Annotated in this window: 10 protein-coding genes; 4 read left to right on the forward strand and 6 right to left on the reverse strand. The window is 65.6% G+C overall.

Features of this window, described 5'->3' with window-relative positions:
• Positions 1-48: 48 nt before the first annotated feature.
• On the forward strand, positions 49-1,905 hold the full coding sequence (locus J2X06_RS15560) for an ABC transporter ATP-binding protein (protein WP_310063981.1): 1,857 nt from the start codon (positions 49-51) through the stop codon (positions 1,903-1,905).
• A gap of 259 nt (positions 1,906-2,164) precedes the next feature.
• Positions 2,165-3,361: a PQQ-dependent sugar dehydrogenase gene (locus tag J2X06_RS15565; RefSeq protein WP_310063983.1), complete on the forward strand. Its 1,197-nt coding sequence runs from the start codon at positions 2,165-2,167 to the stop codon at positions 3,359-3,361.
• A 37-nt stretch (positions 3,362-3,398) separates the two neighbouring features.
• On the opposite strand, the gene J2X06_RS15570 is transcribed toward J2X06_RS15565, so the two are convergent.
• Both J2X06_RS15570 and J2X06_RS15575 read right to left on the reverse strand, forming a co-directional pair.
• On the reverse strand, positions 3,399-3,815 hold the full coding sequence (locus J2X06_RS15570) for a hypothetical protein (RefSeq protein WP_310063986.1): 417 nt from the start codon (positions 3,813-3,815) through the stop codon (positions 3,399-3,401).
• Positions 3,816-3,880: 65 nt separating this feature from the next.
• Entirely contained in the window at positions 3,881-4,444 is a 564-nt protein-coding gene (locus tag J2X06_RS15575; RefSeq protein WP_310063988.1) for a DUF488 family protein, read from the reverse strand.
• Between the two features lie 66 nt (positions 4,445-4,510).
• Between J2X06_RS15575 and J2X06_RS15580 the strand changes: the two genes are divergently transcribed.
• Positions 4,511-5,320, forward strand: coding sequence for a ferredoxin--NADP reductase (locus tag J2X06_RS15580; protein ID WP_310063990.1), 810 nt, complete (start codon positions 4,511-4,513; stop codon positions 5,318-5,320).
• Between the two features lie 13 nt (positions 5,321-5,333).
• Here J2X06_RS15580 and J2X06_RS15585 read toward each other — a convergent pair whose 3' ends face one another.
• The 4 genes from J2X06_RS15585 to J2X06_RS15600 all read right to left on the reverse strand — a co-directional run bounded on the left by J2X06_RS15585 (position 5,334) and on the right by J2X06_RS15600 (position 11,056).
• Complete coding sequence (locus J2X06_RS15585; protein WP_310063992.1) at positions 5,334-5,711, reverse strand: hypothetical protein; 378 nt, start codon at positions 5,709-5,711, stop codon at positions 5,334-5,336.
• Between the two features lie 13 nt (positions 5,712-5,724).
• A complete protein-coding gene (locus tag J2X06_RS15590; RefSeq protein ID WP_310063994.1) occupies positions 5,725-6,207 on the reverse strand; it encodes a glutathione peroxidase in 483 nt (160 codons plus the stop codon).
• Between the two features lie 143 nt (positions 6,208-6,350).
• Complete coding sequence (locus tag J2X06_RS15595; RefSeq protein WP_310064476.1) at positions 6,351-8,699, reverse strand: TonB-dependent receptor; 2,349 nt, start codon at positions 8,697-8,699, stop codon at positions 6,351-6,353.
• A gap of 269 nt (positions 8,700-8,968) precedes the next feature.
• Positions 8,969-11,056: an amidohydrolase family protein gene (locus J2X06_RS15600; protein WP_310063996.1), complete on the reverse strand. Its 2,088-nt coding sequence runs from the start codon at positions 11,054-11,056 to the stop codon at positions 8,969-8,971.
• A 206-nt stretch (positions 11,057-11,262) separates the two neighbouring features.
• Here J2X06_RS15600 and J2X06_RS15605 point away from each other — a divergent pair, with 206 nt between their 5' ends.
• Positions 11,263-13,467 (forward strand): M3 family metallopeptidase, encoded by a 2,205-nt coding sequence (locus J2X06_RS15605; RefSeq protein WP_310063998.1) that lies wholly within the window; start codon positions 11,263-11,265, stop codon positions 13,465-13,467.
• Position 13,468 lies beyond the last annotated feature (1 nt).

Below are 13,468 nucleotides of genomic sequence, written 5' to 3' on the forward strand. Positions count from 1 at the left end.
GCATTGAACAGGCAGAATCGGACCTGCCTGTCACTTCATGACCAGCCCGTGGCCGAACCTGTCTCCTCCGGTAAACCGAGCCTGCGCGAACGCTTCGACGCACTGCGCAACCTGCCGCCCTTCCTTCGCCAGATCTGGGCCACCAGCCCGGCACTCACGCTGGCCACGCTCGGCCTGAGGTTGATCCGCGCGTTCCTGCCTGTCGCGACGCTCTACGTCGGCAAGCTGATCATCGATGAGGCGGTCCGGCTGGTGGCGGCCGGCGTGCAGTTCGACTCCATTGGCGCCGCCTGGCGCAGCGGCCAGCTGGAAACGCTGGCATGGCTGCTGATGATCGAGTTTGCGTTTGCGATCGGTTCCGACCTGCTCGGCCGGCTGATCAGCTACGGCGACGCGCTGCTGTCTGAGTTGTTCACCAACGCCACCAGCGTGCGGCTGATGGAGCATGCGGCGACGCTGGACCTCGAGGATTTCGAAGATCCCGACCTGCAGGACAAGCTCGATCGCGCGCGTCGTCAGACGATGGGCCGCATGAACCTGATGAGCCAGCTGTTCGGCCAGGTGCAGGATTCGATCACCGTGATCAGCTTCGCCGCCGGCCTGCTGGTGTATGCGCCCTGGCTGATCGTGCTGCTGGCGGTTGCGCTGGTGCCGGCGTTCATCGGCGAGGCGCATTTCAACGCGCTAGGTTACTCGCTCAACTACGCCTGGACGCCGGAACGGCGCCAGCTCGAATACGTGCGCCAGATGGGCGCCAGCGTGGAGACGGCGAAGGAGGTGAAGATTTTCAACCTCCATCGCTACCTGATCGCCAGGTACCGCGAGCTCGCCGACAAGTTCTACCGCGCCAACCGCGCCCTCGCCCGCCGCCGCGCGGTCTGGGGCGCGCTGCTGGCCGCGCTGGGGACGCTGGGCTACTACTTCGCCTACGCCTACATCGCCTGGCGCACGGTCACGGGCGATTTCAGCATCGGCGACCTGACGTTCCTGGCTGGCAGCTTCCGCCGCCTGCGGCAACTGCTGGAAGGACTGCTGGTCGGTTTTTCGCAGGTGGCCGGACAGGCGCTCTATCTCGACGACCTGTTCTCGTTCTTCGAGATCCGGCCGGAGATCATTTCCCCCGAACATGCACTTCCGGTACCCAAGCCGATCGCACGCGGCTTCGTGTTCGAGGACGTCGGCTTCCGCTATCCCGATGCCGAGCGCTGGGCATTGCGCCATCTCAGCTTCCAGTTGCATGCCGGCGAAGTGCTGGCGCTGGTCGGCGAGAACGGCGCCGGCAAGACGACGTTGGTAAAGCTGCTCGCGCGCCTGTACGACCCCGACGAGGGCCGCATCACGCTCGATGGCCGTGACCTGCGCGAGTACGACCTGGACGAGTTGCGCGCCAACATCGGCGTGATCTTCCAGGACTTCGTGCGCTACCACCTCACGGCCGGCGAGAACATCGGCGTCGGGCAGATCGACGCGATGGACGACGCCGGACGCATCCGCGACGCCGCGCGCCGGGCGATGGCCGACGAGGTGATCGCCGGATTGCCGCAGGGTTACGACCAGGTCATCGGTCGCCGCTTCAAGACCGGTGTCGACCTCTCCGGCGGACAATGGCAGAAGATCGCGATCGCCCGCGCCTACATGCGCGATGCTCAGGTGATGATCCTCGACGAACCCACGGCGGCACTGGATGCGCGCAGCGAGTTCGAAGTGTTCCAGCGCTTCAAGGAACTCTCGCACGGCAAGACCGCGGTGCTGATTTCGCACCGCTTCAGCAGCGTGCGCATGGCAGATCGCATTCTGGTCCTCGCCGAGGGACGGCTGGAGGCGAGCGGCACGCACGAGCAATTGCTGGAACAGGGCGGACGCTATGCCGAACTGTTCGAGCTGCAGGCGTCCGGATACCGTTGATGGCCGATGTGGATGGTGAAATTCATGCCGCCCTCCAGCCAAACCGCCATCTACCCGTCGTTCCGGCGAAAGCCGGGATCCATTTTGACGTTGCCTCGGCTCTTTGCCCGCGGTTTGCCAAGGCGGCAAAGGCAAAAGCAAAATGGATTCCAGCTTTCGCTGGAATGACCGGCCGCTGGAACGACGGCGAGAATGGCGCGGTCAGGGCGGCGAGACTTGCGCCAATCCGCAGCACTTATCGACATCACAAGGACCGCACATGCACGCAGTCGTCCAACGCACCGCACTCGTCGTCGGCCTGTCGCTGGCGCTGTCGGCCGGTCTTTCCGCCTGCCGCGCGCAGCAGCACGACGCCCAGGCGTCCCAGCCAGCCGCCAAGGCCTTGGCCACGCAGCAAGTGACCAGCCAACTCGGCTCCGTCGGCGTGACGACGATTGCCTCTGGCCTGGAGCACCCGTGGTCCGTGGCTCTGCTCCCCGACGGCGGCTTCCTGGTCACGGAGCGGCCGGGCCGGCTGCGGCGCATCTCGGCCGATGGCAAGGTCTCGGCACCGCTGTCCGGTGTACCGGCCGTCTGGGCCGAAGGACAAGGCGGCCTGCTCGACGTGGTGCTGGCTCCGGACTTCGCCAGCAGCCGGCGCATCTACCTGAGCTATGCCGAACCGGGCCCCGAGGGCAGTGCCGGCACCGCGGTTTCGATCGCCACGCTCGGCGACACTTCGCTGACCGACGTACGCCGCGTCTACCAGCAGCAGCCCAAGCTCGTCGGCCCGAACCATTTCGGCTCGCGCATCGTCTTCGACGGCAAGGGCCACATGTTCATCAGCCAGGGCGAGCGCAACGACCGTCCGACCGCGCAGAAGCTCGACATGCTGCAGGGCAAGCTGGTGCGGCTCAACCTCGACGGCAGCGTTCCCGCCGACAATCCATTCGTCGGCCGCAAGGATGCGCGTCCGGAGATCTGGAGCTACGGGCATCGCAACATGCAGTCGCTCGCGCTCGATCCGCGCACCGGCAAGGTCTGGGAGGCCGAACATGGTCCACGCGGCGGCGACGAGATCAACCTGCCGGAGCCGGGCAAGAACTACGGCTGGCCGATCATCACCTACGGCATCAACTATTCCGGCCTGAAGATTCCCGAAGCCGTCGGCACGTCCGCGCCCGGCATGGAGCAGCCCTACCACGTCTGGGAAAAATCGCCCGCCCTTTCCGGCATGGCGTTCTATACCGGGCACGCCCATTCGAAATGGAGCGACAGCCTGTTCCTGGGCGCATTGTCCGACGGCAGCCTGATCCGACTGAGCCTGGACGGCGGCCGCATCACCGGCGAGGAGCGGCTGTTGAAGGAACTGGGCAAGCGCATCCGCGATGTACGCGTCGGCACGGACGGCAAGGTCTACGTGCTGACCGACGAGAGCGACGGCCAGTTGCTGCGCCTGGACGCTCCCGCCAACTGAGGCATGACACCGGGGCGAAGTACTGGGATGCGCGCGCCTAATGGGTAGCGCCGCCCTGCACCGGCATCGCGGCGACATCGGCCGACAACTCCTGCGCCAGCTTCGCTTCGAACTGCTCGAAGCTCAGCCCCTGCGCGGCCGCTTCCTGATGTGCTGCGGAGCGCAGGGTCGTGGAGCAGGTCAGCCGCACCGCGGTGCCTTCGCGTTCGTGCAGCGTGGCGGCACGCTTGAGGATGGCCAGCACGCGCGCGGCGCTTTGCGATTCGCCGACGATGCGACCGCCGAGCCCCAGCGTCCACTCGCCTTCGCGACGAACGATCCCGCCCAGCAACGCGCCCTGCGGATCGCGCAGCTCGGCATGCGGTTCGATCGAAGGACGCTGCGGGCCGGCGGGCTTTTCGTGCTTGAGCTGGCGCTTCTTCGCATCACGGCGCGCCTTGGAATTGATGGACATGGCGCGCCTCCCTGGGAACCGTGAACATCATACCGCCAGCCGACATGCCGATTGGGCGCGTCCGCCTAGAACAGGGCCCCCTGCTTATCCGCATCCGACGCCGGCGAATACACCAGGCGGCCTTCGACGATGCGCGCCGCCGATGTGAACGGATGCTCGTCCTGCCGACCGTGTGCCATCAGGTGGATCACCAGCCAGCCGCTGGCCTTGAAGTCGTCCGCAATCAGCCCACGATGGCATTGCCACCACACCGCCTCGGCGCACATCACCGCCGTGCGCGCCTGCCGCGCCAGCGAGGCCAGACGATCGCGCGCCTGGCGGTACGGCGCGGTGGCCATGTAATCGGCATAGCCACGAAAGGCCGCATTGCGCCACGCGGTGTTGGGCGAATCGGGCGCGGGAGTGCGCCGCCCGCCCAGTTCGGGCATCGGGACGTAGCGCATGCCGGCCTCTGCCAAAGCATCCGCCATGGCCTCGCCGGAGAACTGGGGATGGCGGCGCGAGCCGTCGAAACGGCGCACATCAACGAGGTTGACGATACCCGCCTGCGTCAGCAGGCCCAGGAACGTGGGCCAGTCGCGTGTCGAATGACCGATGGTCCACAGCGTGCCGGGCGCGTCGTCGGGCATGGCACCAGCATACGCCCGCGCGGTGGCGTAAAATTCCCGGCCACGATTCACTCCCCCGCCCCCTCAATGTCCTCTGCTTTCGGCACCGAAATCGTGCTGGACGTCCGTCATTGGACGGACGACTACTTCAGCTTCACCACCACGCGCGACGACGGCTTCCGCTTCGACAACGGCCAGTTCGTGATGATCGGACTGCAGGTGCCGCAGGCGGACGGCTCGCTGCGTCCGCTGCTGCGCGCCTATTCCATCGCCAGCGCCAACTGGGAAGAACAGCTGGAATTCTTCAGCATCAAGGTTCCCAACGGCCCGCTGACCTCGCGCCTGAAATCGATCCAGCCGGGCGACCAGGTGCTCATCGGCCGCAAGCCGACCGGAACGTTGCTGATCCACGACCTGCACGCCGGTCGCAACCTGTACCTGCTGGGCACCGGCACCGGTTTCGCGCCGTGGCTGGCGATCATCAAGGACCCGGAAACCTACGAGCGTTTCGACAAGGTCATCCTGACCCACGGCGTGCGCAGCATCCAGGACTTGGCCTACCGCGACTACATCGTCAACGAGCTGCCGCGGCACGAATTCCTGGGCGAACAGATCGCGGCCAAGCTGAAGTACTACCCGGCGGTGACGCGCGAGGCCTTCGAGTTCGGCGGCCACGACCATTGTGGCCGCCTGACCGAACTGATGGACAGCGGCAGGATGATGGAGCAGCTCGGCATCGAGCCGCTGGACCCTGAGCATGACCGCGCCATGATCTGCGGCAGCCCGCAGATGCTGGCCGATTTCCGCGCCATCCTCGACGGCCGCGGCTTCAGCGCCGCACCGCGTATCGGCACGCCGGGCCAGTACGTGTTCGAGCGGGCGTTCGTCGAGAAGTGATCGGAACGGGTCGTCAGGCCTCGGCCAGCCAGCGCTCAGCGCTTCCCTCATCGACGAACACCCGCGCATCGTAGTCCGCGTCGCGGGCGAACAGCTCGCAGTATTCGACATCGCGAAGCCCGCCCGGCCTGACGTGGGCGATGCGGAAGCGCCGCAGGTGCGAGCCGTCCATCGACACGATCAGGTCCAGCCATTGCGGCTCCGACAGCGGCGTGCCCTGCAACTCATCGATCAGCAACAGGCCACGCCCGGGGATACCGTCGAGCTTGTCGATGATCGTCCGCCAGTAGGCGACGGTGTTCTCGAAGGTTTCCTCGCCGCGCACATGCACGCGCAACCCCAGCCGATGCCGGCTGATCTCGACCTGCAGCGGCGATGCCTCTACTTCCATCAGTACCATCGCATCACCCCAGTGCGGCTTCGATGTCCTTGGCGATCGTTTCGGGCTTTTCGGTGGGCGCGTAGCGCTTGAGCACCCGGCCGTCGCGCCCGACCAGGAACTTGGTGAAATTCCACTTGATCGCATCGATGCCGAGCAGGCCGCCCTTCTCGTCCTTGAGCCACTTCCACAGCGGGTGCGCGGCATCGCCATTGACGTCGATCTTGGAGTACAGCGGGAAGGTGACGTCGTAGTTGAGCGAGCAGAAGCTCTTGATCTCGGCCTCGTCGCCGGGTTCCTGGTGGCCGAACTGGTCGCACGGGAAACCCAGCAGCGCAAAGCCACGGTTGCCGTAATCGCGCCAGAGCCTCTCCAGTCCGGTGTACTGCGGCGTGAAACCGCATTGCGATGCGACATTGACGATCAGCAGCACCTTGCCGCGATGTTCGTCCAGGGAGCTCGGCTGGCCGTCGATGTTGGTGGCGGTGAAATCGTAGGCGGTGGTCATGGGGGAATCCTCCGATGCAGCGTCCTGTCCAGAATAGCGCAGGCCACGGGCTCGGTGGCCGTGGCTGCCAGCGATCTCCATGTCGCCTGAAAAACAACGCCGGGACTAGCCCGGCGTTGTATGGACACGATTGGCAGCAACAATCAGAAGCTGGCCTTGAACTCCGCACCGAACAGGCGCGGCTCGTTGATGAAGCCGGTCAGGTTGTTGAAGTCGATGCCGCCGACCACCTGCACTTCGTCGGTGATGTTGCGGCCGTAGATCGCGACGTCGTACTTGCCGTAATCCCAGGTGTAGCCCAGGCGCAGGCCGCCCTCGGTCAGCGGCTTGCCGGTGAACTCGATCGAGTCGTACAGGAAGAAGCCCACTTCGCTGCGGTAGACCCAGTCGGTGTAGGCGTAGAACTCGCCGCCGTTGTCCATCGGGATGCCCCAACGCAGGGTCAGGTTATGCGTCCATTCCGGGGCCTGCGGCAGGCGATTGCCGTCGATGAAGAAGCGTCCCGTCGGCAGGCCGGTGACCGGATCCACCTCCGGTTGATCCGTGACGGTACACGCTGCGCAACCCGACACCCTCAGGTCGGGGTCCTTGATCTCGGTGTCGTTGTAGCTGCTGCCGAGCGTGAACAACAGGGTGTCGGTGATAAAGGCCTGGAAGTCCAGCTCGAAGCCCTGGCCAACGGTCTTGTCGGCGTTGATCAGGATGTTGGCGTTGCTCATGCCACCCACGGCAGTGAGCTGCTGGTCCTTGACCTCGTAGTAGAAGATGTCGGCATTGATGCGCGCGCGGTTGTCCCACAGGTCGGCCTTCACGCCCATCTCGTACGAAGTCGAGGTTTCCGGCTCGGCGACCGACTTGAAGTTGAACGCGCTCGCGGCCTGGATGCTGCTGCCGCGATAGCCGGTGGCGACGCGGCCGTACACGTTCACGTCGTCGTTGATCTCGTAGGTGGCTGCCAGGTCCCAGCTGAACTTCTGGTCGTCCGTCGAGGCCGACAGGTCGCCGTCGGGCTCGGCGTTGGCCAGATCGGTCAGCGTGCAGCGAACCGGCGGAGGCAGGATACCGATGGCCGGGCCGATACACGGCGCGAAGCCGGTGTTGAAGTATTCCTCGACCTTCAGGTCCTTCTTGTCCCAGGTGTATCGCGCACCGGCGCGCAGCTCGAGCTTCTCGGTGGCCTGCCACGTCGCGGCGCCGAACACGGCCCACGAATCGTTGGTCTGGTTCACGCGCTCGTAGCCGTCCTGCGCCCCGCCGTTGAGCGAGTCGTAGCTGAAACTTTCGACGTCGTAGTCTTCATTGAAATAGAACAGGCCGGCCTGCCAGTTCCAGGCGGTGCCGGTGTTCGATTCGATGCGGAATTCCTGGGTCCACTGCGAGTGGTCCGGAATGCCGTCGGCCGTTTCCGAGGCGAACGGGATGACGCCCGGGCCGGACACCGGCAGGAACACCGCGCCGAAGCCGCCGTCGATGTCGCCGCGGCTGTAGGTATCCAGCGTCTCGTAGCCGGTGATCGAGTACAACGTGTAGCCGTCGCCCAGCTCCCAGCTCAGGCGGGCATTGGCGCCGAAGCTGTCGAGCTCGGAGTGGTTCAGGCCGTCCAGCGATACCTTGTCTTCGTCGAAGCCGTCGACCAGATCGTTGGTGCCCGGCTCGATGATGTTGGCGCGGAACAGGCGCGCGGTGCCGTTGAGGTGGCGCGCATGCGCGTTGAGCAGCGCCTCGAAACCTTCGCCTTCGTACAGCGCCTGCACGCGGGCGGCCGACTCGTCATAACCCTCGAAGCTTTCGTTCGGGCCCGGGAAGGTGTTGTCGACCCAGTCGTCGCGGCGCTGGAACAGCACCGACGCGCGCCCCGACCACTGGTCGGTCAGGCCACCGCCGACGGCGCCTTCCAGATTCCACATGTTGTCGTCGCCGACGCCGACCTTGCCGTAGCCGTCGAACTCCTGCGACGGACGGGTCGATTCGAACTTCACCACGCCGGCCGGGCTGTTGCGGCCGAACAGCGAGCCCTGCGGGCCGCGCAGCACTTCCACGCGATCCAGGTCGAACACCGGGAAGCCCTTCAGGATCGGGTTCTCCTGCACGACGTCGTCGTACACCAGCGACACCGGCTGCGAGGTGTTGAGGCGGAAATCGGTATTGCCGTAGCCGCGGATGTAGAAGCGCGGGAAGGCGCGGCCGAATGAGGATTCGATGTTCAGGCTGGGCACGCGGCCGGACAGGAAACGCACGTCGTTGCCGCCCGATCCGAACACGTCGAGCTGCTCGGCGTTGAGCGTGCTGACCGAGACCGGCACGTCCTGCAGGTTTTCGACCTTGCGCTGCGCGGTGACCTGCACGGCATCGAGGGTCTTGGCCTTCGACTCAGCGGCGGACGCAGCGGGCGCCGGGGTCTGCGCATCCTGCGCGAGGGTGGCCTGCGCCGGGAGCATCAGCGCGATGGCGACGGTCAGGGCGTGGCGGGGAAGCTTGCGGGCAAGCGGCATGGAAGGCATTGGGCGGTCTCGATAGGTGGCGCCAAATGAAGCGCCAAAGGTTCGAAGGCCGACGCACCGGCACACCCTCTCCAGCATGCAGGCACGGCGATGGAACAAGGCTCGACTGCAAGACTCAGGCCGTCCCCTGACGGCCTCGACGCGGACCGATCCCGCGCCTGGCGGCTGACATGATCGGCAAATGTTACCAGACTGTTAAAGCTCCGTACCCCGCCGCATCCTGCGATCACCCCGCGCCCTCGCGGGCGCGGGGCGTGAATTCATTTCGCGGTTCCGACCTTGACCGGCATTGCGAACGGCTTGACGCCGAGCGCCTCGTGGATCTCGCTCGGGTAGTACGCCATATCGCCCTTGATGACCAGGGCCACCTTGCGGATATCGCCGATATTGGCGGTGGGATCACCGTCGATCAGCACCAGATCAGCGCGCTTGCCTGGCGACACCGAACCCCGCTGGTCGAGCGTGCGAGTGTACTTGGCGCCATTCCAGGTGGCGATCTGGAGCACTTGGGCGGGGGTCAGGCCCGCCTTGACGTACAGGTCGAGCTCGTGCTGCAGCGTGAAGCCAACCATTTCGTCGGTACCGGCCACGACCGGCACGCCAGCCCGGTAGGCCCGACCCACGAACTCCACCATCTTGCTGTAGGAGCGGTTGTACCGGGACGCGGTGGCGTCGTCGGGGATGTTCATCTCGGCGGTGCGGCGCCCGCGCTGGATGTCCGGCGGCAGATGGTCGGCGACATCGGCCACGATCGGCGACATCTCGCCGGCACGCTGGTGCAGGAACTCGAAGGTCGCCAGCGTCGGATCGATCACGATCTGCTTCTTCGCCAGCCCGGCGATGAAGTCCTGCACCGGCTGGCTGTCGAGGTCGAGGGCGTCGGTCTTTTCCGCCGGCAGGTAGAAACGGGCCAGCGTGCGCGTGTCGGTCTTGTCGTCGACGAAGAAGTTCAGCATCAGCTGGTTGATGTGCTGGATCTCATCGAAACCGCTATCCACCACGTCCTGCGCACGCAGGAATGCCGGTACGTGGCCGCTCACGCGCAGGCCCTTGGAATGCGCGTAGGCGACGGTGTCCTTCAGCACGTCCTTGGGGAACGAGTTGTAGATCTTGATCTGCGGGTAGCCGTGCTCGGCGTACCAGTCCACCGCTTTCTTGGCCTCATCCAGGTTCTTGATGACGAAGCCGTTGCGCGCGGAGAACTTGCTTTCGCCCTCGATGAAGCCGGCCGGGACGATATCCGGCGACATCAGCGTGCCGGCCTTGATCTCCTGGATCATCTGCTGGAGCGTGGCGTTGTCGTTGCCCATGTCGCGCACGGTGGTGACGCCCGCCGCCAGGTCGAGCCCGCCATCCCAACGCCCCATGTGGCCGTGCATGTCGAACAGGCCCGGCAGCAGCACCTTGCCCCCGGCATCGACGACGTTGTCGGCCTGGGTCTTGTCCTTGCCCGCCGGCGAAACCGACACGATCTTGCCGCCGCGCACCAGCACGTCGCTGGCCGGGCCGAGCGTGGCTTTCTCGCTGTCGAACACGCGCGCATTGCGGATCAGCGTGGCGCCGGCCAGCGGATGACCCAGGCGCTTGGCCAGGTCCACCAGCGCTTCGCCTTCGGCCACTTTCTGCCTGGCCTCAAGCGCATTCGCATCGGCCTGGCAGCCGTCTTCGATCAACTGCAGGTAGCCCGGATAGATGTAGGCGAACAGGCGCGGATTGGCACCGGTCGTCGCCCAGGCGAAGGTCGGGGTGAGGCCGACACCGGTGACGGCGACCAGTTGCACCTGGCGCTTGGCGCCACTGCACTGGACCTCCATGTCGGTGACCTTGCGCGAGGTCAGCGTGCCGCTCGGAATCAGCGGCAGTTTGCCGTCGCTGCGCTTGGACAGCGCATTGAAGGCCACTGAAAATCCTGCCGGCGTGCCGCCCAGCGGCGAGTACAGCGCGGTGCCGTCGACGGCCTGCCGGCCATCGTCGGATGTCGACTTCCACTGCGCCTGATTACCGCTGCGGGTGAAGCTCTCGTCGATCTTCGCCCCGAACGTCGAGGTGCCCTGCACGCGGTAGGACTGGTATGTGCCGTCGGCGGCCAGGCGGTACTCTTCCTTCAGCTCCGGCCCGCGGCCGTTGTCCTTGAAGATGAAATCGACCGCGGTCGTGCCGTCGTCCCGCACCGTCACCACCTGCTGCCCGGCCTGCTTGCCTCCGTCGACCAGCGCCACGTAGCGCAGGGTCTCTGCCGCCAGGGCATTGGCGCCGAATCCCAGCGCCAGACAGCCCACCAGCACCGCGCCCGCCTTCGAGCCCATTTCCCTCGACGTGTCTTTCGACTTCATGTCTTTCGACTGCATGCGAATCCCCAGGTGTGCGTATTCAGGTATGTGAGCCGCCACATCGAGCCAAACGTTACGCCCGTCGCAGACGACAGCCTCGTGCGCCGCAGTGTAGCCGCCCCGAACCGTGCGAAACCCGGGTCTCCCCCCATGCCTTTCGTCAGGGGTCCGGCAGGCCCCCTTCGGGTAGGCTTCGGGCTCCCTTTGACGAGGCTCACCGTCCCATGAAGCACCCTCTCGCGCTGGCGCTGGCCGTGGCAATTGCCGCGACCGCCCCCACCTATGCCAAATCGCCCAAGGCAGACACAACCGTGAGTGCGCAAGCCATCAACAGCGCGAACCCGTTCTTCGCCGACAGCCCGCTGTCGCTGCATTACCCGCAGTTCGACAGGATCAAGGACGCCGACTTCGCTCCCGCCTTCGACGCCGGCATGGCCGAGCAACTGAAGGAAATCGACGCGATCGCCAACAATCCGGCGAAGCCGACCTTCGACAACACCATCATCGCGATGGAGAAGTCGGGCCGCACGCTGACCCGTGCCCTGACCGTCTTCTTCAACCTCGTCGGCACCGACACCAACCCGGTCCGCGAGAAGCTGCAGGGCGACTATGCGCCCAAGTTCTCCGCGCATCGTGACGCGATCAACCTCAACGCCAAGCTGTTCGCCCGCGTCAAGACGTTGTACGACACCCGCACCTCGCTGGGCCTGGACGCCCAGGGCGTGCGCCTGGTCGAGCGCTACTACACCGACTTCGTCCGCTCCGGCGCCAACCTGTCGGACGCCGACAAGGCCCGCCTGAGGCAGATCAACTCCGAACTGGCCGCGCTGGGCACGAAGTTCAGCCAGAACGTGCTGGCGGAAGTGAACGCTGCGGCGATCACCGTCGATACCAAGGAAGAACTCGACGGCCTGTCCGACGAGCAGATCGCCTCCGCTGCCGAAGCCGCCAAGGCGCGCAAGCTGGAAGGCAAGTACGTCATCGCCCTGCTCAACACCACCGGCCAGCCGCCGGAAGCGCAGCTGACCAACCGCGCCCTGCGTGAGCGCCTGCACAAGGCCTCGGTCGCGCGCGGCAGCCACGGTGGCGAGTTCGACAACACCGCCATCGTCTCCCAGGTCACCAAGCTGCGCGCCGAGCGCGCGAAGATGATGGGCTACCCGAACTACGCGGCCTACGTGCTCGAGGACGAGACCGCCAAGACTCCGGATGCCGTCAACAAGATGCTCGGCCAGCTCGCCCCGGCCGCGGTCGCCAACGCCGAGCTCGAGGCCGCCGACCTGCAGGCGATGATCGACAAGGAGCAGAAGGCCAAGGGCCAGCCGACCTTCAAGCTCGAGCCGTGGGACTGGGCCTTCTACACCGAGAAAGTGCGCCAGGCGAAGTACAGCTTCGACGAGTCGCAGCTCAAGCCGTACTTCGAGATGAAGAACGTGCTGGAGAACGGCGTGTTCTACGCCGCCGGCCAGCTCTACGGCCTGAAGTTCAAGCAGCGCACCGACCTGCCCAAGTACCACGCCGACACCTGGGTGTACGACGTGTTCAACGAGGACGGCTCGCAGCTGGCGATCTTCATCTTCGACCCGTATGCGCGCTCCTCCAAGCGCGGCGGCGCATGGATGAACTCCTACGTCGACCAGTCGGACCTGACCGGCTTCAAGCCCGTCGTCGCCAACCACCTCAACATCCCCAAGCCGTCGGAAGGCAAGCCGACCCTGATGACCTGGGATGAAGTGACCACGGCGTTCCACGAGTTCGGTCACGCCCTGCACGGCATGTTCTCGAACGTGAAGTACCCGTACTTCAGCGGCACCAGCGTTCCGCGCGACTTCGTCGAGTACCCGTCGCAGGTCAACGAGATGTGGGCCGACTGGCCGTCGATCCTGTCCAACTATGCCAAGCACTACCAGACCGGCGCGGCTATGCCGAAGGAACTGCTCGACAAGGTGCTGGCCACGTCCAAGTTCAACCAGGGCTTCGCCACCACCGAATACCTCGGTGCGGCGATGCTCGACCAGAACTGGCACCAGGCCACCGCGGACCAGCTGCCGGCCGCCAATGGCGTGATCGGTTTCGAGGCCGATGCGCTGAAGAAGGACGGCGTCAACTTCTACGCCGTGCCGCCGCGTTACCGCACCACGTACTTCAGCCACATCATGGGTGGTTACGCCGCGGGCTACTACGCCTACATCTGGTCTGAAGTGCTGGACGCCAACAGCGTGCAGTGGTTCAAGCAGAACGGCGGCCTGAGCCGCGCCAACGGCGACCACTTCCGCCAGACGCTGCTGTCGCAGGGCGGCAGCGAGGACGCGCTGCAGCTGTTCCGCAACTTCGCCGGCCACGATCCGAAGATCGAGCCGCTGCTGGAGAAGCGTGGCCTGACCGGCGGCAAGGGCGCTGCGGCGACCGACAAGGCTGCGAAGAAGTAAG

The organism is Lysobacter niastensis, from assembly GCF_031457115.1.
Lineage (GTDB): Bacteria > Pseudomonadota > Gammaproteobacteria > Xanthomonadales > Xanthomonadaceae > Lysobacter_J > Lysobacter_J niastensis_A.